This is a genomic window from Streptomyces sp. NPDC030838 (assembly GCF_055572035.1).
Window position 1 is genome coordinate 288,017 of record NZ_JBVIED010000003.1, and the last position, 19,413, is coordinate 307,429.

Here is a 19,413-nt window from a genome sequence, read left to right on the forward strand (position 1 = left end):
AAGCCCTCCCTGCTACAGCTGTGGCGCGACCTCCGCGCCGAACGCCGCGATCTGGTCGACGAGTTCACCGCGGCTCCGGCAGCGGAACCGCACCTGCACCTGGTGCACGCCCATCGCGCGGTAGGCCCGCAGCGACTCGGCGAGCGCGCCGGGCGGCCCGGCGAGGGTGCGGCGGCCGACGTCCCAGGCCGGCCGCCCGACGTACAGCGGCTCGGCGATCGCGCCGACGGTGAAGGGCCGCGCCGCGAGCCCGGCCTCGGCCCGCAGCCGCGTGATCCGCTCGATCTGCGCGGGCAGCCGCTCCCTGGGATCGCCCTGCGGCAGCCATCCGTCCCCCTTGAGCGCTGCCCGGCGCACGGCGGCGGGCGAGGAGCCCCCGACCCACACCGGGACCCGCGCCTGGGCCGGCCGGGGCCGCTGGCCGAGCCCCTGGAAGTCGTGGAGCTTCCCGTGGTGTTCGGGGTACTCCTCCGGACCGAGGGCGGCGCGCAGCGCGTCCACGCACTCGTCCAGCACGGCCCCGCGCCGCCGGAAGTCGGCCCCGAGCGCCTCGAACTCCTCCCGGACGTGCCCGGCGCCGACCCCGAGGATCAGCCGCCCGCCGCCGAGGTGGTCGAGGGTGGCGTACTGCTTGGCCGTGACCAGCGGATGCCGCAGGCCGACGACGGCGACGTGGGAGAGCAGCCGCACCCGCTCCGTGTGTGCCGCGACGTACGCCAGGGTGGCGACGGGGTCGTACCAGACCGTGCTCATCGCGGCGGCGAGCCGGCGCGGGATCGCGACATGGTCGCAGCACGCGACGTAGTCGAACCCGGCGCGGTCGGCGGCCCGCGCGACGGCGACCAGGTCCTCCGGCCCGGCGGCGGCCTCCCAGGGCTCGGCGTACAGCGTGCTCTGGGACTGGACGGGCAGCTGCATGCCGTAGCGGAGCCCGCCGGGGCTCATGGCACCCACAGCCCGTCGGCGGTGAGCCCGAGCAGGTCGATGGCGTTGCCGCGCACGATCCGCTCGACGACGTCCGGATCCAGGTGCCCCATCTGCGCCTCGCCGACCTCGCGCGACTTCGGCCAGGTGGAGTCGGAGTGCGGGTAGTCGGTCTCGTACAGGACGTTGCCGACGCCGATGGAGTCGAGGTTGCGCAGCCCGAAGGCGTCGTCGAAGAAGCAGCCGTGGACGTGCTCGGCGAACAGCTCGGAGGGCGGCCGGTGCACCTTGTCGGCGACACCGCCCCAGCCGCGGTTCTCCTCCCAGACGACGTCGGCGCGTTCCAGGATGTAGGGGATCCACCCGATCTGCCCCTCGGCGTACATCACCCTCAGCCCCGGGAAGCGTTCGAACTTGCCGCTCAGCAGCCAGTCGACCATCGAGAAGCAGCAGTTGGCGAAGGTGATGGTGGAGCCGACGGCGGGCGGGGCGTCGGCGGAGGTGGAGGGCATCCGGCTGCTGGAGCCGATGTGCATGGCGATGACGGTGCCGGTCTCGTCGCAGGCGGCGAGGAAGGGGTCCCAGTCGTCGGTGTGGATCGAGGGGAGACCGAGATACGGGGGTATCTCGGAGAAGGCGACGGCGCGGACGCCCCGCGCGGCGTTCCGCCGTACCTCCGCGGCGGCCAGCTCGGCGTCCCACAGGGGGATGAGGGTGAGCGGGATGAGCCGCCCGTGGGCCTCCGGGCCGCACCACTCCTCCACCATCCAGTCGTTGTAGGCGCGGACGCAGAGCAGCCCCAGCTCGTGATCGGCGGCCTCGGTGAAGGTCTGGCCGCAGAATCGGGGGAAGGTCGGGAAGCACAGGGCGGACTGGACGTGGTTGACGTCCATGTCGGCGAGGCGGGCGGGGACGTCGTAGGACCCCGGACGCATCTGCTCGTACGTGATGACCTCGAGCCTGATCTCGTCCCTGCCGTAGCCGACGGCGGTGTCGAGCCGGGTCAGCGGGCGGCGCAGGTCCTCGTAGACCCACCAGTCGCCGATGGGCCCGTCGTCCGTGCCCGGGGTGCCCATGACGGGCTTGAAGCGGCCGCCGAGGAAGGTCATCTCCTTCAGCGGGCCGCGGACGATCCGCGGCCCCGTGTCCTTGTACCTGGCCGGGAGCCGGTCCTGCCAGACGTTCGGCGGCTCGACGGTGTGGTCGTCGACGGAAATGATGCGCGGAAACGTGTCCATGGGGGCAAGGTAGCGCTGATCTGACGGTCCGTCAGCTAGTGGGCCCTGCGAAGAGGCGGTGAGGGTCACGTGAACCGGCCGCCGACCTCTTCGGTATCGGCTGTGATCGGCATCTCGCGCGGCTGACGCATCCGCCATGAACAAGGCAAACTGACAGGGTTGCTCAGGATGTCTAGGGGGACGGCGATGGACGGGCTACCGCGAGTGCCGGCGCAGCGGCGTCCGGGCTCGGTGGAACCGGCGGCGCTGCGCTTCGGCGTGCTCGGGCCGGTGCGCGCCTGGCGCGGCGACGAACCGCTGAACACCGGCTCACCCCAGCAACGCGCCCTGCTGGCCGCCCTGCTGCTGCGCGAGGGCCGTACGGCGACGGCCGCCGAGCTGATCGACGCGCTGTGGGGCGAGGAACCGCCCTCCCAGGCGCTCGCGGCGGTCCGCACCTACGCCTCCCGGCTGCGCAAGGCGCTGGACGCGGGCGTCCTGGTCAGCGAGTCCGGCGGCTATGCGATCCGGGGCCTCGGCGAGGGCGCGCTGGACCTCGGCACGGCCCAGGAACTGGCGGTGGAGGCGGAGAAGGCCAGGGCCGCCGGGGACCTGTGCCACGCCCGCGAGACCCTGAACCGGGCGCTGTCCCTGTGGGACGGCGAGACGCTGGCGGGAGTGCCGGGCCCGTACGCGGAGGCGCAGCGGGTGCGCCTGGAGGAGTGGAGGGTGCAGCTCCTCGAATCCCGCCTGGACATGGACCTGGAACAGGGCTGCCACGCGGAGGCGGTCTCCGAGCTGACGGCCCTGACGGCGGCGCATCCCCTCCGGGAACGGCTGCGGGAACTGCTGATGCTGGCGTTGTACCGCAGCGGCCGCCAGGCGGAGGCCCTGGCCGTCTACGCCGACACACGCCGCCTCCTGGCCGACGAACTGGGCGTGGACCCCCGCCCCGGCCTGCGCGACCTCCAGCAACGCATCCTCCGCGCGGACCCCGGCCTGGCGGAGCCCTCCGCCCCGGTCGCCGAACCGGCGGTCGTCCCGGTCCGCCCGGCCCAGCTCCCGGCGACCGTCCCCGACTTCACCGGCCGCGCGTCGTTCGTCGCGGAGCTGAGCGAGGTGCTGGCCTCGTCGGAGACCGGGGTGATGGCGGTCTCGGCGCTGGCGGGCATCGGCGGCGTGGGCAAGACGACCCTCGCGGTCCACGTGGCCCACCAGGCCCGCACGGCCTTCCCGGACGGCCAGCTGTACGTCGACCTGCAGGGCGCGGGCCCGCGCGCGGCGGAACCGGAGACGGTTCTCGGCTCCTTCCTCCGCGCCCTCGGCACGCCGGACTCGTCGATCCCGGACTCGCTGGAGGAGCGCTCGGCGCTGTACCGCTCCGTCCTGGACGGCCGCCGCGTCCTCATCCTGCTGGACAACGCGAAGGACGCGGCCCAGGTCAGGCCCCTCCTCCCCGGCACCTCCGGCTGCGCGGCCCTGGTGACCTCCCGCGTCCGCATGGTCGACCTGGCCGGGGCCCACCTGGTCGACCTGGACGTGATGTCCCCGGACGAGGCCCTGGCCCTCTTCACCAAGATCGTCGGCGAGGAACGGGTGGCCTCGGAGCGGGAAGCGGCCCTGGACGTCGTCGCGGCCTGCGGCTTCCTCCCCCTCGCCATCCGCATCGCCGCCTCCCGCCTGGCGGCCCGCCGCACCTGGACGGTGTCGACCCTCGCCGCCAAGCTGGCCGACGAGCGCCGCCGCCTCGACGAACTGCAGGCCGGCGACCTCGCCGTCAAGGCCACCTTCGAACTCGGCTACGGCCAACTCGAACCGGCCCAGGCCAGGGCCTTCCGGCTGCTGGGCCTCGCCGACGGCCCCGACATCTCCCTGGCGGCGGCCGCGGCGGTCCTGGACCTCCCGGCGGACGAGACCGAGGACCTGCTGGAGTCCCTGGTCGACACCTCCCTCCTCGAATCCGCCGCCCCCGGCCGCTACCGCTTCCACGACCTCGTCCGCCTCTACGCGCGTGCGTGCGCGGAACGCGACGAGGAACCGCCGAGCGAGCGGGAGGCGGCGATGTCGCGGCTGCTGGACTTCTATCTGGCGACGGCGGCGGGGGTGTACGCGATCGAGCGGCCGGGGGACCGGCTGGTGGATCACCTGGAAGTGCCGGGATATCCCGGGCTGCCCTTCGAGGACCGGCACCAGGCGCAGGACTGGCTGTACGCCGAGGCGATCTGCCTGCTGGCCTGCGCACGGCAGTCGGCCGGCCGGGCGGAGACGCTGACGCGGGCCATCGACCTGCTGTGGGTCGCCCACGACCTGTCGGAGTCCGGCGCCAACTCCCGGGAGTACGAGGCCACCGCCAAGGCCCTGCTCGACGCCTCCCGCTCGCTGGGCACTCCCCGCGCGGAGGCACGCGCCCTGACGACCCTCGTCAACGTGCACCACGTGGGCGGCCGCTTCGAGCTGGCCGACAGCGAGGCCGAGCGGGCGATACGCCTCGCCCAGCAGGCCGACGACCTGTTCGCCGTCTGCTGGGCCCTCAACGCCCGCGGCATCATCGCGCTCTACCAGAACCGTCACGCCGACGGCGAGGAGCACCTGTCACGGGCCATCGAGTACTGCCGCACCATGGGCAACCGCCCCGGTGAGGCCAGCGCGCTGTGCAACCTGTCGCGGATCCACCTGGCCACCGGGCGGACGAAGAGCGCGGTCGCCCTGGCGCAGGAGGGCATCGACATCTACGACGCCATGGGGAACTCCATGCGCGGCGCGAACGCCCGCTACGCCCTGGGCCTCGCGCTCACCCAGAGCAGGGAACTCGACGCCGCGGCCCACCGCCTGCACGAAGCACTGGACGTGTTCCGCGACAGCCGTCAGCGCCTGTGGGAAGGCATGACCCTGTTCCGGCTGGCCGAGGTCGACCTCGCCGCTCGTCGCCCCGCGCAGGCCGCGACCAACGCCGAGCTGGCGCTGACCATCCTGCGCGGCATCGGCGGCGAATGGCGTCGCGGCAACGTCCTGACGGTCCTGGGCCGGGCCCTCGCCGGCATCGGCCAGACCGGCCGGGCCCGCGTCTGCTGGCAGGAGGCCCTCGGCATCTACGAGGAACTGGGGTCGCCGGAGGCCTCCGAGGTCCGTCTGCTCCTCAGCCCCGTGGAAGCCGCCTGACCTCCGGCCACGGCGTTCATCGTTCGTTTATCGCTTCCCGCCATGCTCGTCTCAGTCGATCCGTCGCGTCGGGGGGCAGGCGGGTCACTGCAGGGGCTCTCGCTCTGGCGAACTAGGGTGAGCGACCCAGAGGGCCCGTCCGGTCACCCACGGGGGAGTGTCCGGGCGGGCCCCGCCGACCCATCTACCTGAACTTGGCAACGGGAGTTGAACCAGATGAGCGACGCGCTCAAGCCCCAGGACCTGCACGCCACCGGCACCGAGGACGGCGGGGCCACCACGGAGGACCTGCACGCCACCGGCGGCGAGGCCACCACCGAGGACCTGCACGCCACGTCCGAGCCGGTCGAGACGAAGGACCTGCACGCCACGTCGGAGCCCTTCAAGCCGACGAAGTAAGCCTTCTCGCACGGGGATCGGCCGCGGCGGCGCGGAGGGGGAGCCGCCGCGGCCGTCGTGTGGGCAGCGGGTCGCGCAGGGGCGAATCTTGACGAACGGTCAGCCCGCCCGCGCCCCGCGCAGCTCCCCCTTCAGCACCTTGCCGCTCGCGTTCCTCGGCAGGCTCTCCATGAACTCGACCGCCCTCGGCACCTTGTAGTTGGCCATCTCGCGCCGCGCCCACGCGATCAGGTCGTCGGCGGTCAGCAGCGCTCCCGGTGTGCGGACGACGTACGCCTTGCCGACCTCGCCCAGGCGGGGGTCCGGTACGCCGACCACCGCGACGTCGGCCACGTCCGGGTGCCGGCCCAGGTGCTGTTCGATCTCCGCCGGGTACGCGTTGAAGCCGCCGACGACGAACATGTCCTTGAGGCGGTCGGTGATGCGCAGGTTCCCCGCGTCGTCGAGGACGCCCACGTCGCCGGTGTGCAGCCAGCCCTCGCCGTCCAGCACCTCGGCCGTCGCCGTCTCGTCCTCGTGGTAGCCGCGCATGACGTTGAAGCCCCGGACCAGGATCTCGCCGGGGGTGCCGGGGGGCGGCTCGGTTCCCTCGGGGGTCGTGAGCCTCACCTCCGTCCCCGGTATGGCCCGTCCGGACGTGGACGCGATGACCTCGGGGGCGTCGTCCCGGCGGCACATCGTGACGATGCCGGTGGCCTCGGAGAGGCCGTATGCCGTGAGGACCGTGCGCACGCCCAGTTCGTCCCGCAGGCGCTCCACCAGCCGCAGCGGCACCACGGCCGCCCCCGTCACCACCAGCCGCAGCGACGAGAGGTCGTACGCCGAGCGTGCGGGATGGTCCAGCACGGACTGGAGGAGGGTCGGCGGGCCCGGCAGGACCGTCACCCGTTCCGCCGCCATGCTCGCCAGGACGGTGTCCACGGTGAACACCGGCTGCGGGATCATCGTCGCGCCGCGCATCAGGCAGGCCAGTACGCCCGCCTTGTAGCCGAAGGTGTGGAAGAAGGGGTTCACGATCAGGTAGCGGTCGCCCTGCCGGAGACCGGCGAGGTCCGCCCAGGTCTCGTACGCCCTGAGCGTCTGCCCGTGGGTGATCATCACGCCCTTGGGGCGGCCCGTCGTCCCCGAGGTGAAGGTGATGTCGGACAGGCGGTCGGCGTGCAGGCCGCGCTCCCGCGCCTCGGCCTCCCCCGCTCCCACGCCCTCCCCGCTCGCCAGGAAGTCCTTCCACGTGCGGTACTCCGCGGGAGCGTCGTCCGCGAGGACCACCACGTGCTCCAGGTCCGGAAGGCCGCCCGTCGCGGCCAGCGCCCTGCGCAGGGACGCCACGTACGACGTGCCCAGGAACGTCCCGGTGACGAACAGCAGGCGCGCCCCGCTGCGGCGCAGCACGTCCGCCGCTTCCGCGCCCTTGAAGCGCGTGTTCAGCGGGACGAGCACCGCCCCGGCGGACACCGCGCCGAGCGCCGCGACGATCCACTCCAGCGAGTTGGGCGCCCACAGCGCGACGCGGTCTCCCACCCGGACGCCGTTCGCCAGGCACGCCGCCGTCGCGCGTTCCACGCGGGCGCCCAGTTCGGCGTAGGAGATCCGGGTGCGGCCGTCCACCACCGCCTCCGCGTCCGCGTACCGTTCGGCCGCCGAGCGGACCAGTTCCGGAATGCTTCGCATGGGCAGGTACCCCCGTCCGTATAGCTGACGCTTCGTCAGATTAGCTGTAACCTGACGCTCTGTCAGCCAGCTCTCCACTCCCGAACTCCCGCGCGGAGGCCCCATGCCCGGACTCAAGGACGCCACCGCCATCGTCGGCATAGGCCAGACCCGGTTCGCCAGACGGCTGCCCGAGGACGAGCGGACCCTCGCCTGCCGGGCCGTCCTCGCCGCGCTGGACGACGCCGGCATCGCGCCCGGGGAGGTCGACGCGCTCGCCTCCTACACGATGGAGGAGACCGACGAGGTGGAGCTGGCCAAGGCCCTCGGTCTCGGCGACCTCACCTTCTTCAGCAAGGTCGGCTACGGCGGCGGCGGTTCCTGTGCCACGGTCGCGCACCTCGCCGCCGCGATCGCCGCCGGCGCGGCCACGGTCGGGGTCGCCTGGCGGTCCCGGAAGCGGGGATCCGGACCGCGCCCGTGGACCGACACCGCGGCGCAACTGCCCACCCCCGCCCAGTGGACCCGGCCCTTCGGGCTGTTGCGGCCCGTCGACGAGATCGCCGTGCTCGCCCGTCGCTATATGCACGAGTACGGCGTGACCCGCGACCACCTCTTCAACGTCGCCCTCGCCTGCCGCAACCGGGCCAACCAGAACCCGGACGCGATGATGTACGACCGGCCGCTGACCCGCGAGATGTACATGTCGTCCCGCTGGATCAGCGAACCGCTCTGCCTCTTCGACAACTGCCTGGAGACGGACGGCGCCCTCGCCTGCGTGGTCGTCAGCGCCGAGCGCGCCCGGGACTGCCGCAACCGTCCCGTCTATGTCCACTCCGCCGCCCAGGGCCTGCCCGCCCAGCACCACGGCATGGTCAACTACTGGAACGACGACCCGCTCTCCGGCCCCTCCTGGACCGCCGCCCGGCATCTGTGGAAGCACGCCGACTTCGCCCCCCAGGACGTCGACGTGGCCCAGATCTACGACGCGTTCACCCCGCTCATCCCCCTCTCCCTGGAGGGCTACGGCTTCTGCGGCCGGGGCGAGGGCGGCGCCTTCACCGAGGGCGGGGCGCTGGAGATCGGCGGGCGGCTGCCCCTCAACACCGGCGGGGGCGGGCTCAGCGAGGCCTACGTGCACGGCTTCAACCTGATCAACGAAGGCGTCAAGCAGCTCCGCGGCACCGGCACCGCCCAGGTCCCCGGCGCCGCCACCTGCCTCGTCACCGCCGGCGAGGGTGTCCCCACGTCCGCGCTGCTGCTGAGGAGTTGACGATCACCGTGCTCCGTCCCGTCACCGATTCCGACGGCGCCCCCTTCTGGGAGTACGCCGCCCAGGGCGAACTCCGCGTCCAGGCCTGCGCCGACTGCGGCGAGCCGCGCTTCCCGCCCCGGCCCTGCTGCCCGTACTGCCAGTCCTTCGCGAGCGAGTGGCGGCGGACGACGGGGCGGGGCCGGGTGTGGTCGTACGTCGTGCCGCATCCGCCGCTGCTCCCCGACTACGCGGAACGGGCGCCGTACAACGTGATCGTGGTGGAGCTGGCCGACGCGCCACGGATCCGGCTGGTCGGGAATCTCGTCGAGCGGGCGGGTGCGCCTCTCGGCTCCTTCCCCGCCGACCGGGTGCGCATCGGGGCCGCGGTGCGGGTCGTCTTCGACGGCGCCGGGCTGCCGCAGTGGGTTCTGGAGCGGCCGTGAGCGGCCTGCTGGTCAGCGTGGACCGGGACACCGGCGTCGCCGTCGTCACCCTCGACCGGCCCGAGCGGCTCAACGCCATCGATCTCGCCACCGCCCGCGAACTCGCCGAGACCTGGCGGACTTTCCGGTACGACGACGGCGTACGGGCCGTCGTCCTCACCGGTTCCGGCGACCGGGCCTTCTGCTCCGGCATCGACCGGGACGCCGTCGTGCCGCAGCCCGCCTCCCCGTACAGCCAGGACGATCCGCTGCTCCGGATCGGCCCCAAGGCCAACGACCTGTGGACGCCGGTCGTCGCCGCTGTGGAAGGAATGGCGTGCGGCGGGGCCTTCTACCTGCTCGGGGAGGCGGAGTTCGTCGTGGCGGGCAGCGGCGCCACCTTCTTCGACCCGCACACCACCTACGGGATGGTCAGCGCGTACGAGTCGGTGCTGTTGGCGCAGCGGATGCCGTACGGCGAGGTCGCGCGTATGGCGCTCATGGGGGCCGCCGAGCGGATGAGCGCGCGGCGGGCGTACGAGCTCGGGCTGGTCTCCGAACTCACCGAGCCGGGCGGGGCGTTGGCCGCCGCCACCGCGTGCGCGGTCGTGCTCGCCGGGTATCCGGCCGGCGCGGTCCAGGGAACCGTACGGGCCCTGTGGACGACGCGGGAGGCCGTGGTGGCGCGGGGGTTCGCGCAGGCGCCCCATCTGGTCGCGCTCGGGAATCTGCCGCCGGAGCGGCAGGCCGAGCTGTTCCGGGGGCGCCTGCGGGAACACCGCGTCCGGTGAGCCGAACGCCCCGGCCTTACACCGCCGTACGCGTCACGTCGTCCAGCTCGCAGCTGCTGCCGCTGCCGTCGCCGCCGTCCGCGGGGACGTAGGAGGCGGCCACGTCGAGGGTGTCGGTGGAGCCCGCCGAGACGAACGGGATGGTGGACTCGCTGGTGCGCACCAGGGTGCCCTGGGGGTCCTTGAAGGTGACGCTGAACTCGTAGGTGTACGTGATGCTCGTGCTGGGGTTGCTGGCACTGACCCGGGCGACGATGCCGCGGGTCGCGTCGTACACGCAGCTCTCGATCTTCACGTCCTGGGAGGCGTCGACGTCGGCTCCGCCGCCGGTGTCGCTCGTCTCGCCGCCGCCGGAGGTGGACCCGGTGGTGGAGTTGTAGTCGTCATCGTCGTCGTAGTGGCTGCCGCCCGTGCTGCTCGACGAGCCGGACGAGCTGGAGTTGTCGCAGCCGCCACCGCTGGAGTGGCGGGCGCCGGTCAGGGCGACGACCACGCCGACGAAGACGGCGACGGCGCGGACATGGCGAAGCTTCATGGTGTACGGACCCCCGTGCTGACCAAAGACGTTCATGACATGCGCGCGTCACACTAGCGCAGCTCGCCTGGCGCCCCCCGCTCACCGGGCGTAGCGTCAGGTGTCAGAGCGGTGAAGGATCCTCCACACGCTCCCCGAGAGCGACGGCCGCCGTCTGGAACCCCTTCCGTGCCCGCACGACGGCCGTCTCCAAAGCTCAGGCGGTGCGCGCCGTGCCCGTGCCCTTCTCGGCGTCCAGGGCGTAGACGCAGCGGTCCTTGCTGCACGCGTACACGATGCCGTCCTTGACCACCGGGGAGCCGGTGATCTCGCCGCCGGTGGCCAGCTTCCAGCGCAGCCGGCCGTCGTCGGCCTTCAGGGTGTACAGCAGGTGGTCGGTCGAACCGAAGTGGATCCGGCCCTCGGCGACGGCCGGGGTGCCGACGATGTCGCCGCCCGCCTGGAACCGCCACTTGGGGGTGCCGGTGACCGCGTCCAGCGTGTAGAGCCCCGTCCCGCTGCCGACGTGGACGTGGCCGGCCGCGACGAGGACGGGCTCGACGGAGGCCCGGGACTCGGTGGCGATGCGCCAGCGGTCGCGGCCGTCGGTGGCGTCGAGGGCGTAGACCGTGCCGAGGTAGTCGGCGAGGTAGACACCGCCGCCGGTGACCGCGGGGCCGGGCGCGAAGGCCGGCGGGGAGAGGAAGACCGCCGGGGCCTCGAAGTGCCAGCGCACATGACCGCTCGCGACGTCCACGGCGAGGACGCGGGTGCCCGCGGAGATGTAGACGTAGCCGTCGGGCGCGGGGGCGACCCGGACCGGTACGCCGCCGCAGGAGGCCGCGTCGCCGATGGGGTACGACCAGCGCTCGTCGCCGGTGCGGGCGTCGAGGGCGCGCAGCCGGGCGTCCTGCCAGACGTACACCGTGCCGTCATGCAGCGCCGGACCGGCCTCCGGGGACTCGAAGTCGGTCTGGCAGCCGGTGACCTCCCACAGCTTGCGGCCGTTCACGGCCTCCCAGGCCTGGACGCCGCCGCCGCGGGTGCCGGTGACGACGGTGCCGCGCTCGGCCTTGAGGGAGTAGACCCAGGCGTCCGTCGACAGCCGCCACAGGTCGGTGCCCTCGCGGGCGTCCAGGGCGAACAGGGTGGGGCCGTCGGAGGCGTGGATACGGCCGTCCGCGACCGCCATCGACCAGGCGACGTCACGGGTCTTGAAGCGGCGGCGGCCGGTGGCCACGTCCAGGGCGTGCACCTCGAAGGAGGTGACGTAGACGAGGTCGCCGTCGACCGCCGGGGTGCCCCACACATCGTTCGACATGCGGAAGCGCCACGGACGCCAGCCCGTCGCCGCCGGCTCCGGCGGGGCGGCGGGCGCCGGAGGCGCGGTCACGGCGGAGTCGGCGCCGTTGACGCCGGGGCGCGGCTTGGACCAGGAGGCGGCGAGACCGGCCTCCGGCGGGGGCGCCTTGACGGCGGCGGCACGGGCGTCGGCGACGCGCGGGCCGGGCCCGATGGGCACGGAGGCGCCGGCCAGCCGGACGGGGCCGCCGTCGGGGGCACCGACGGACACGGGGGGTGCGCCGACGGCAGCCGGGACGACGGGGTCGTGGGACGGCGGGGGCGGTACGGCGGGACTGCCCCCGCTGCGACCGGCGGAGTGCCCGCCGGGTGCGGACTTGACCGCGGGGCGGCCGCCGCGGCGGGCCTCGATGAGGGCGACCGCCTTCTCGGGCAGCCACGCCGAGGCGGTACCGCTGTCGTCGGAACCGGAGCCGAACAGGTGCGGGGCGAGCTGGGCCTGGAGGTCGGCGGGGGTGGGGCGGGCCGCCGGGTCCATCTGCATACAGGACTCGATCAGCGGGCGCAGCTCGTCCGGCAGACCTTCGAGATCCGGCCCCTCACGCAGCAGCATGAAGACGGTCTCGACGGGGTTGGCGCCGTGGAAGGGCGGGTGGCCGGTGGCGGCGAAGACGAGGGTGGAGCCGAGGGAGAAGACGTCGGAGGCGCCCGTCACACTGCGGGAGTCCTTCGCCTGCTCGGGGGACATATAGGCGGGGGTGCCGACGGCGACGTTGGTCATTGTCAAACGGGTGTTCGAAACGCCGGACGCGATACCGAAGTCGATCACCCGCGGGCCGTCCTCGACGACCAGCACGTTCGACGGCTTCAGGTCACGGTGGACAAGACCGGCGCCGTGGATCGACTGGAGCGCCTCCGCCACGCCCGCCGCCAGCCAGCGCACCGCCTGCGCAGGCAGCGGACCGCAGTCGTTCACTATCTCCTCGAGCGAGGGCGCGGGCACGTACGCGGTGGCCAGCCACGGCACCGCGGCGCGCGGATCGGCGTCGACCACGGCCGCCGTGTAGAAGCCGGAGACCGCGCGGGCCGCCTCCACCTCACGGGTGAAGCGGACCCGGAACAACTGGTCCTCGGCGAGCTCGGTGCGGACCGTCTTGATCGCCACGCGCCGGCCGGACGCCGAGCGCGCGAGATAGACCAGCCCCATGCCGCCGGCCCCCAGCCGTCCCAGCACCTCGAACGGCCCGATCCGCCGCGGATCGTGCTGCGTCAGCTGATCCACCACTTGCCTGCCACCTCCCCGTACGAGCCGCGTCACCCACATATGTACGCGACCCCGTGCAGCGTCTCACCACCGCACCGCCATGGCGGCACGCACCCCGATTCTTCCTGGCCGGGGCCCCGGTTGCGAACCCGGTGAGAAACGGGGTGTCTCACCCTATAGGCACACCAAAGGGACCAGACGCGCCCTTCGGCGGCCCCCGGTTCAGCGCTGCACCACCGCGAACGACGCCCCCTGGTCGTCCGTGACCACGCCCACCGTGCCGTACGACGCCTCGAAGGGGCCCGCCTGCACCCGGCCGCCGAGCCGGGTCACCTCCACGAGCGCGGCCGCGCAGTCCGCCACCCGGAAGTGGACCAGGAAGTGCGGCGGCATCTCGGCGGGGAAGACGTCGGTGAGCGGGGCGCGGCCGAAGTCGGGCTCGGCCTCCGGCCCGAACAGGGCGTCGTGGAAGAGACCGCCGTAGAAGCGGTTGGCGGCGGCGGTGTCCCGGGCGTAGAGCTGCGCCCAGCCGAACGTGCCGGGCTCGTGGCGGCGGCCGAAGCCCGCGTGCGTGCCCGGCTGCCACAGCCCGAACACGGCACCCTCGGGGTCGGTGGCGAGCGCCGCGACGCCCAGGTCGCCGACCGGCATCGGCGCGGTCACCACCTGGCCGCCGGCCGCCAGGATCCGCCGGGACAGGGCCTGGGCGTCCGGCGTCGCGAAGTACACCGTCCAGACGGTGGGCAGCCGCCCGTCCGCCTTCTGCGCGAGCGCGGCGACCGGCTCGCCCTCGGAGTGCGCCCAGACGCCGCCGCCGTACGCATCCTCGAAGGACCACCCGAAGAGCTCACCGTAGAACCGCTTGCCCGCCGCCACGTCGGCGAGCTGGGCGTCGACCCAGCACGGGACGCCCTCCGTGTATCCCTCTTGGTGAGCAGATGCCCTGTTTTCGGCCATGCAGTCAAAGTAACGGCGGCTCGCACACCCCGCCCACCAGGCACACCACCCTCCGTTCCCCCGTGCACCCCATTTGCAGTCGGCCGAATCGCGCTCCGATCACCCCTCGGTAAGCTGACGGCATGACAGGACAAGTGCGTACCGTCGACGGCCGCGTGGCCGGCCGGCGCGGGCAGGCGACGCGGCAGAAGCTGCTGGACTGCCTCAGTGAGATGCTCAGCTCCTCTCCGTACCGCGACGTCAAAGTCATCGACGTCGCCCGGAAGGCGGGCACTTCGCCCGCGACCTTCTACCAGTACTTCCCGGACGTCGAGGGCGCCGTCCTGGAGATCGCCGAGCAAATGGCCGCCGAGGGCGCCGGGTTGACCGAGATGGTCGAGGGGCGCAGCTGGGTCGGCAAGGCGGGCTGGCAGACGGCGCAGGAACTCGTGGACGGTTTCCTGGAGTTCTGGCGCAAGAACGACGCCATCCTGCGCGTGGTCGATCTCGGCGCCGCCGAGGGCGACAAGCGCTTCTACAAGATCCGCATGAAGATCCTGAACTCGGTGAACAACTCCCTCGCGGACGCGGTCGCCGAACTCCAGGCCAAGGGCAGGGTCGACAAGGACGTCAATCCGGCCGCGATCGCCGGCTCGGTCGTCGCGATGCTCGCGGCGGTGGCCTCGCACCAGAAGGGCTTCACGTCCTGGGGCGTCAAGCAGGCCGAACTCAAGCCGAACCTCTCCTTGTTGGTGCATCTGGCGATCACCGGCAAGAAGCCGACGAAGTAACGGATCCGCGCTCCCCACGTCTTGTCAGGCGCCCCGAAAGGGGCGCGGGGAACTGCGCGATCAACCAGTGACGGCCCGCAGCCCGCGACGACGATGAGCCCTCACGGCGCTACGCGGGCAACGGCCGATCCTTCACCACATGCTTCATCACGAGCGTGGACGTCAGCCGCTGCACGCCCGGCAGCGTGGCCAGCCGCTCGTCGTACAGCCGCTGATACGCGGCGAGATCAGCCGCGACCACCCGCAGCAGATAGTCCGGCTCCCCGAAGAGCCGCTGCGCCTCCAGCACCTCCGGCACCTCGCTCAGCGCCGCCTCGAACCCGGCGACCGTCTCCCGGTCCTCCTGCCGCATCGAGACGAAGACCAGCGCCTCGAAGGTCAGCCCCACCGCGGCCGGGTCCACCACGGCCCGGTAGCCGCTGATCGCCCCCGACCGCTCCAGCTCCCGCAGCCGCCGGTGGCAGGGCGAGACGCTGAGCCGCACCCGCCCGGCCAGCTCGGTCACGGTCAGCCGCCCGTCCTGCTGCAGCTCGGCAAGGATTTTCCGGTCCACGTCGTCCATGGGACAAATCTTGCCTCAACGTGCGAGAAGACGAGGAAAGAACGGGAACACTTTCGGCCGCTTTCCGCCTAATGTCCCCATCATGGACTCGGCCTCCCTCCTTTCCTTCCTCGCCCTGGATTTCCTGCTGGTCTGCGTACCGGGCGCCGACTGGGCGTACGTGATCTCCGCCGGCCTGCGCAACCGCTCCCCGTTCCCGGCGGTCGCGGGCCTGGTCACCGGTTACGCCCTGCACACCGTCCTCGCGGCGGCGGGCCTCGCGGTGCTGGTCGCCGGGTCCCCGATGCTGCTGACCGCGCTGACCGTGGCGGGGGCGGCGTACCTGGTGTGGCTGGGGTGGGGCGTACTGCGGCGGCCGGGCGTACCGGGGGCGGCAGACGCGCAGACCGTTTCGGCCGGCCGGCGCCGGGTCTTCCTGCGGGGCGCGACGATCAGCGGACTCAACCCGAAGGGCCTGCTCCTCTATCTGTCGGTGCTGCCGCAGTTCCTCACCCTGGAGGGCCACCACCTGCCCGTGCCCGTGCAGACCACCGCGCTCGGCCTGCTCCACATGGCGTGCTGCGCCGCCGTCTACCTCACGGTCGGCCTGCTGGCCCGCGCGGTCCTGGGCGCCCGCCCGGCCGCCGCCCGCGCGGTCACGCGTACCTCGGGTGCGGCGATGCTGGGCATCGGCGCGTTCCTGCTGGTGCAGCGCCTGGCCACGCTGTGACGTTCATCGCCGTACGACCCGGAAGACCCTGATCTCCCGCGCCACCCGCGCCTGATACTCCGCGTACGGCGGCCAGAACGCGAGCAGCGCCCGCCAGGCCTCCGCCCGCTCCTCCCCCGCGAGCAGCCGTGCGGTGACCGGGATGTCCTCGCCCCGGAAGCTGATCTCGGCGTCGGGGTGGGCGAGCAGGTTGCCCGTCCAGGCGGGGTGGCCGGTGCGGCCGAAGTTGGAGCCGACCAGGAGCCAGGAGCGGCCGCCGGGCTCGGGCAGGCAGGCGAGGGGTGTACGGCGCGGCAGCCCGCTGCGGGCACCGGTGGAGGTGAGGATCACGCCGGGCAGGAGCAGGGCGCTGAGCAGGACTTTTCCTCGGGTCACCCGGTGGACGGCGCGGTCGAGGGCGGGGATGACGTGCGGGGCGAGACGGGCGAAGGCCCGGGTGGTGGACACACGCTGGACCATCGGGGTGAGGACCCGTTCGAGGACGTTCACACCGCCACCCGCCCTTCGAGGAGCCGCGCCCCGTCGGCGGCCCGGTCACGCAGCCGGTGCACCGGCCCGAACAGCAGCTCGTCACCGGCGGCCCGCTTGAAGTACAGGTGGGCGGGGTGCTCCCAGGTGAACCCGAGGCCGCCGTGCAGCTGGATCCCCTCGGCGGCGGCGGTCCGCAGCGCCTCCAGGGCCTGGGCGAGAGCCAGCGCGCCCACCCGCTCCCCCTGGACGGTCGCCCAGGCCGCGTAGTACGCCGCCGAGCGGGCCGCCTGGACCTGCACATACACATCGGCCAGCCGGTGCTTGACGGCCTGGAACGACCCGATCGGCCGCCCGAACTGCTCGCGCCGCCGGACGTGTTCGACGGTCAGCTCCAGCGCGCGGTCGGCGGCCCCGACGGCCTCGGCGGCGAGCACGGCGGCGGCGGTGTCACCGACGGCGGCGAGGGCGGGGCAGGGGTCCCGCTCGTCGTCGTCGCCCAGCAACTCGGCGGGTGTGTCGCGGAGTTGCACGCGGGCCTGCGGCCGGGTGGCGTCGAGCGAGGTCTGCCGTACACGGACGAGCCCGGGGGCATCCCCGGGGACGAGGAACAGCAGGGTGCGGGAACGCGCGTACCCGCCGGCGTGCGCCGCGACCAGCAGCAGCCCCGCGCTGTGCCCGTCGAGCACCTGGTCGGCCTGCCCGTACAGCCGCCAGCCCCCGTCGGCACGCCGCGCCTGCACCCCGCCCGCACGCCCGCCGCCCGCCCAGTCGCCGGTGTTGTCGCCGGTCAGGGCGAGGGCGGTGGTCAGCTGGGGCCCGGGGACGGCGAGCGCGGCGGTACGGGCGCCGGAGGCGAGGGCGGGGAGGTGGGCGGCGCGCTGGGCCGTGCTGCCGAGGGCGAGCAGGAGGGGCGCGGCGAGGACGGTGGTGGCGAGGAGCGGGGAGGGGGCCAGGGCGCGGCCGACCTCCTCGCAGGCGAGGGCGAGTTCGGTCGCGGAGCACCCGACGCCGCCGTAGACCTCGGGGAGGGCGAGCCCGGAGAGGCCGAGGTGTTCGGCGAAGGCGGCCCAGAGGGCGGGGTCGTGCCCGGCCGGGGTGTCGACGGCGGCGCGCACCTGCCCGGCCGGGCACTGGCGGTCCAGCAGCTCGCGCACCGCACTGCGGATGTCGCGCTGCTCGGCGGTGAGTTCGGCATCCACAGGGCCTCCTGGAGCTTTTTGATATCTGACGGACCGTCATAATAGAGGCAGTTTCTGATGTACCGTCAGATCTATGGGTACCCGAAAAGTCGCCGTGGTCGGCGTGGCCCTGTCCGACTGCGGTCGTGTCGAGGACGCCACCGCCTACGCCCTGCACGCCCAGGCGGCCCGCCGGGCGCTGGCCGACGCGGGCCTGGACCGGTCGCTGGTGGACGGCTTCGCCTCGGCCGGCACCGGCACACTGGCCCCGATCGAGGTCGCCGACCACCTGGGCCTGCGCCCCACCTGGGTGGACTCCACCTCCGTCGGCGGCGCCACCTGGGAGGTCATGGCCGCGCACGCCGCCGACGCGATCACCGCGGGCCACGCGAAGGCGGTCCTGCTGGCGTACGGCTCGACGGCCCGCGCGGATGTGAGGGCGGGCCGCCGTACCGGCACGTACGACTTCGGCGGGCGCGGCCCGGCGCAGTTCGAGGCGCCGTACGGCCACACCCTGATCGCCAAGTACGCGATGGCCGCGCGCCGCCACATGATCGAACACGGCACGACCATCGAGCAGTTGGCGGAGGTCGCCGTCCAGGCGCGGGCGAACGCGGCGCTGAACCCGGAGGCGATGTTCCGCGACCCGGTCACGGTCGACGAGGTCCTGTCGGGCCCGATGATCGCGGACCCGTTCACCAAACTGCACTGCTGCCTGCGCTCCGACGGCGGGGCGGCGGTGCTGCTGGCCGCGGAGGAGTACGTACGGGACTGCCGTACGGCCCCGGTGTGGGTGCTCGGCACCGGCGAGCACGTCTCCCACTCCGCACTGTCGTCCTGGCCGGACTTCACGGTGTCGCCGGCGGCGGTGAGCGGACGGCTGGCGTTCGAGCGGGCGGGGGTGCGGCCGCAGGAGATCGACTTCGCGGAGCTGTACGACGCCTTCACCTACATGACCCTGGTGACGCTGGAGGACCTGGGCTTCTGCGGGAAGGGCGAGGGCGGGGCGTTCGTGGAGAAGGGCCGGCTGACGGTCGGGGGCGGCGGGCTGCCGGTGAACACCGACGGCGGCGGGCTGTCCGCCCAGCACCCCGGAATGCGGGGGCTGTTCCTGCTGGTGGAGGCGGTACGGCAGCTGAGGGGCGAGGCGGGGGCACGGCAGGTGCGAACCCGGGACGGCGGGCCGCCCCGGCTGGGGGTGGCGTCGGGGACGGGCGGCTGGTTCTGCTCGTCGGGGACGGTGGTGCTGGGGCGGGACTGAAAGAAATCTCCCGACTGCTGTCACGACTCGGCGCGCGCATCCGTCAGTGCAGTGAACGCAGCAACTGACCGATACCGAGGAGCGCAGCGATGACGAACACCACCCCGATCTCCCGGATGTCCGACCCGACCAGGTACGTGCCCGAGATGAAGGACATCAGCGCCGCCCTCTTCCGGGCCACGGGCAACCAGTCGGTGCCGCGCACCACGATCAACCTCGTCCACCTGCGCGCCGGGCAGATCGTCCACAACACCTACCTGACGATCCTGAACACCAGCTTCCTGCGCAAGGCCGGCGAGTCCGAGGAGCGCATCACCGCCGTCTCCTCCTGGCAGGACGCGCCGTACTTCACCGACGCCGAGCGCGCCGCCCTCGCCCTGGTGGAGGCCACGCTCCAGCCCGCCCCGCACGGCCGGGAGCGTGTCACCGACGAGATCTACGCCGAGGCGGCGAGGCACTACGACGAGAAGGCCCTGGCCACCCTCGCCATCGCGATCGGTCAGATCAACTTCTTCGCCGCCCTGGCCCTGATCGGCAAGCCCCAGCCGGTCGACTCCCTCGCGGACGTGCAGTGGGACCAGCCCCGTGACGCGTGAGGCGTGAGGACG

18 protein-coding genes are annotated in these 19,413 nt (G+C 73.1%); 9 read left to right on the forward strand and 9 right to left on the reverse strand.

Features of this window, described 5'->3' with window-relative positions; translation table 11 throughout:
• Positions 1-12 precede the first annotated feature (12 nt).
• Together ACZ42A_RS11785 and ACZ42A_RS11790 are read right to left on the reverse strand one after the other, a co-directional pair.
• Positions 13-945: a TIGR03619 family F420-dependent LLM class oxidoreductase gene (locus tag ACZ42A_RS11785; RefSeq protein ID WP_468527014.1), complete on the reverse strand. Its 933-nt coding sequence runs from the start codon at positions 943-945 to the stop codon at positions 13-15.
• Positions 942-2,162, reverse strand: coding sequence for an amidohydrolase family protein (locus ACZ42A_RS11790; protein WP_468527015.1), 1,221 nt, complete (start codon positions 2,160-2,162; stop codon positions 942-944). Before ACZ42A_RS11790 ends, ACZ42A_RS11785 begins: the two co-directional genes overlap by 4 nt.
• Before the next feature lie 186 nt (positions 2,163-2,348).
• Between ACZ42A_RS11790 and afsR the strand changes: the two genes are divergently transcribed.
• Complete coding sequence (gene afsR, locus ACZ42A_RS11795; protein ID WP_468527016.1) at positions 2,349-5,300, forward strand: SARP-family global regulator AfsR; 2,952 nt, start codon at positions 2,349-2,351, stop codon at positions 5,298-5,300.
• 216 nt (positions 5,301-5,516) lie between these two features.
• On the forward strand, positions 5,517-5,699 hold the full coding sequence (locus ACZ42A_RS11800) for a hypothetical protein (protein ID WP_468527017.1): 183 nt from the start codon (positions 5,517-5,519) through the stop codon (positions 5,697-5,699).
• Between the two features lie 99 nt (positions 5,700-5,798).
• On the opposite strand, the gene ACZ42A_RS11805 is transcribed toward ACZ42A_RS11800, so the two are convergent.
• On the reverse strand, positions 5,799-7,370 hold the full coding sequence (locus ACZ42A_RS11805; RefSeq protein WP_468527018.1) for a FadD3 family acyl-CoA ligase: 1,572 nt from the start codon (positions 7,368-7,370) through the stop codon (positions 5,799-5,801).
• 103 nt (positions 7,371-7,473) lie between these two features.
• Here ACZ42A_RS11805 and ACZ42A_RS11810 point away from each other — a divergent pair, with 103 nt between their 5' ends.
• From ACZ42A_RS11810 to ACZ42A_RS11820, 3 genes are read left to right on the forward strand one after another with little or no spacing between them, the layout of a single operon-like run.
• Positions 7,474-8,622, forward strand: coding sequence for a lipid-transfer protein (locus ACZ42A_RS11810; protein WP_468527019.1), 1,149 nt, complete (start codon positions 7,474-7,476; stop codon positions 8,620-8,622).
• 8 nt (positions 8,623-8,630) lie between these two features.
• Positions 8,631-9,047 carry a Zn-ribbon domain-containing OB-fold protein gene (locus tag ACZ42A_RS11815; protein WP_468527020.1) on the forward strand — a complete coding sequence of 139 codons (417 nt, stop codon included), beginning with the start codon at positions 8,631-8,633 and terminating at the stop codon, positions 9,045-9,047.
• On the forward strand, positions 9,044-9,817 hold the full coding sequence (locus tag ACZ42A_RS11820; protein ID WP_468527021.1) for an enoyl-CoA hydratase/isomerase family protein: 774 nt from the start codon (positions 9,044-9,046) through the stop codon (positions 9,815-9,817). The genes ACZ42A_RS11815 and ACZ42A_RS11820 overlap by 4 nt, the downstream gene beginning before the upstream one ends.
• A 16-nt stretch (positions 9,818-9,833) precedes the next feature.
• Here the strand turns inward: ACZ42A_RS11820 and ACZ42A_RS11825 are convergent, their stop codons facing one another.
• The 3 genes from ACZ42A_RS11825 to kbpA all read right to left on the reverse strand — a co-directional run bounded on the left by ACZ42A_RS11825 (position 9,834) and on the right by kbpA (position 13,854).
• Positions 9,834-10,352 (reverse strand): hypothetical protein, encoded by a 519-nt coding sequence (locus ACZ42A_RS11825; protein ID WP_468527022.1) that lies wholly within the window; start codon positions 10,350-10,352, stop codon positions 9,834-9,836.
• Between the two features lie 196 nt (positions 10,353-10,548).
• Positions 10,549-12,918 carry a protein serine/threonine kinase AfsK gene (afsK, locus tag ACZ42A_RS11830; protein WP_468527023.1) on the reverse strand — a complete coding sequence of 790 codons (2,370 nt, stop codon included), beginning with the start codon at positions 12,916-12,918 and terminating at the stop codon, positions 10,549-10,551.
• A gap of 201 nt (positions 12,919-13,119) precedes the next feature.
• Positions 13,120-13,854 (reverse strand): AfsK-binding protein KbpA, encoded by a 735-nt coding sequence (kbpA, locus tag ACZ42A_RS11835; protein ID WP_468527024.1) that lies wholly within the window; start codon positions 13,852-13,854, stop codon positions 13,120-13,122.
• Between the two features lie 134 nt (positions 13,855-13,988).
• Between kbpA and ACZ42A_RS11840 the strand changes: the two genes are divergently transcribed.
• Positions 13,989-14,624, forward strand: a complete 636-nt coding sequence (locus ACZ42A_RS11840) for a TetR family transcriptional regulator (protein ID WP_468527288.1) — start codon at positions 13,989-13,991, stop codon at positions 14,622-14,624.
• Positions 14,625-14,733: 109 nt separating this feature from the next.
• On the opposite strand, the gene ACZ42A_RS11845 is transcribed toward ACZ42A_RS11840, so the two are convergent.
• Positions 14,734-15,186, reverse strand: a complete 453-nt coding sequence (locus tag ACZ42A_RS11845) for an Lrp/AsnC family transcriptional regulator (protein WP_468527025.1) — start codon at positions 15,184-15,186, stop codon at positions 14,734-14,736.
• Positions 15,187-15,268: 82 nt separating this feature from the next.
• On the opposite strand from ACZ42A_RS11845, the gene ACZ42A_RS11850 reads away from it, so the two are divergent.
• The gene (locus tag ACZ42A_RS11850; RefSeq protein WP_468527026.1) at positions 15,269-15,895 is read left to right on the forward strand and encodes a LysE family translocator; all 627 of its coding nucleotides are present in this window, start codon (positions 15,269-15,271) and stop codon (positions 15,893-15,895) included.
• A 3-nt stretch (positions 15,896-15,898) separates the two neighbouring features.
• On the opposite strand, the gene ACZ42A_RS11855 is transcribed toward ACZ42A_RS11850, so the two are convergent.
• Complete coding sequence (locus ACZ42A_RS11855) at positions 15,899-16,354, reverse strand: nitroreductase family deazaflavin-dependent oxidoreductase (protein ID WP_468527289.1); 456 nt, start codon at positions 16,352-16,354, stop codon at positions 15,899-15,901.
• A gap of 26 nt (positions 16,355-16,380) precedes the next feature.
• Positions 16,381-17,565 (reverse strand): acyl-CoA dehydrogenase family protein, encoded by a 1,185-nt coding sequence (locus tag ACZ42A_RS11860; RefSeq protein ID WP_468527027.1) that lies wholly within the window; start codon positions 17,563-17,565, stop codon positions 16,381-16,383.
• Between the two features lie 73 nt (positions 17,566-17,638).
• Here ACZ42A_RS11860 and ACZ42A_RS11865 point away from each other — a divergent pair, with 73 nt between their 5' ends.
• Positions 17,639-18,805: a thiolase C-terminal domain-containing protein gene (locus ACZ42A_RS11865; protein ID WP_468527028.1), complete on the forward strand. Its 1,167-nt coding sequence runs from the start codon at positions 17,639-17,641 to the stop codon at positions 18,803-18,805.
• Positions 18,806-18,894: 89 nt separating this feature from the next.
• The gene (locus ACZ42A_RS11870) at positions 18,895-19,401 is read left to right on the forward strand and encodes a carboxymuconolactone decarboxylase family protein (protein WP_468527029.1); all 507 of its coding nucleotides are present in this window, start codon (positions 18,895-18,897) and stop codon (positions 19,399-19,401) included.
• The last annotated feature ends 12 nt before the right edge of the window (positions 19,402-19,413 follow it).

Coding starts and splice junctions, on each gene's coding strand:
- ACZ42A_RS11855 (WP_468527289.1), bottom strand. CDS start 16,354: ATGGTCCAGCGTGTGTCCACCACCCGGGCCTTCGCCCGTCTCGCCCCG.
- ACZ42A_RS11785 (WP_468527014.1), bottom strand. CDS start 945: ATGAGCCCCGGCGGGCTCCGCTACGGCATGCAGCTGCCCGTCCAGTCC.
- ACZ42A_RS11865 (WP_468527028.1), top strand. CDS start 17,639: ATGGGTACCCGAAAAGTCGCCGTGGTCGGCGTGGCCCTGTCCGACTGC.
- afsR (WP_468527016.1), top strand. CDS start 2,349: ATGGACGGGCTACCGCGAGTGCCGGCGCAGCGGCGTCCGGGCTCGGTG.
- ACZ42A_RS11850 (WP_468527026.1), top strand. CDS start 15,269: ATGGACTCGGCCTCCCTCCTTTCCTTCCTCGCCCTGGATTTCCTGCTG.
- ACZ42A_RS11845 (WP_468527025.1), bottom strand. CDS start 15,186: ATGGACGACGTGGACCGGAAAATCCTTGCCGAGCTGCAGCAGGACGGG.
- ACZ42A_RS11805 (WP_468527018.1), bottom strand. CDS start 7,370: ATGCGAAGCATTCCGGAACTGGTCCGCTCGGCGGCCGAACGGTACGCG.
- ACZ42A_RS11790 (WP_468527015.1), bottom strand. CDS start 2,162: ATGGACACGTTTCCGCGCATCATTTCCGTCGACGACCACACCGTCGAG.
- ACZ42A_RS11825 (WP_468527022.1), bottom strand. CDS start 10,352: ATGAAGCTTCGCCATGTCCGCGCCGTCGCCGTCTTCGTCGGCGTGGTC.
- ACZ42A_RS11810 (WP_468527019.1), top strand. CDS start 7,474: ATGCCCGGACTCAAGGACGCCACCGCCATCGTCGGCATAGGCCAGACC.
- ACZ42A_RS11800 (WP_468527017.1), top strand. CDS start 5,517: ATGAGCGACGCGCTCAAGCCCCAGGACCTGCACGCCACCGGCACCGAG.
- kbpA (WP_468527024.1), bottom strand. CDS start 13,854: ATGGCCGAAAACAGGGCATCTGCTCACCAAGAGGGATACACGGAGGGC.
- ACZ42A_RS11870 (WP_468527029.1), top strand. CDS start 18,895: ATGACGAACACCACCCCGATCTCCCGGATGTCCGACCCGACCAGGTAC.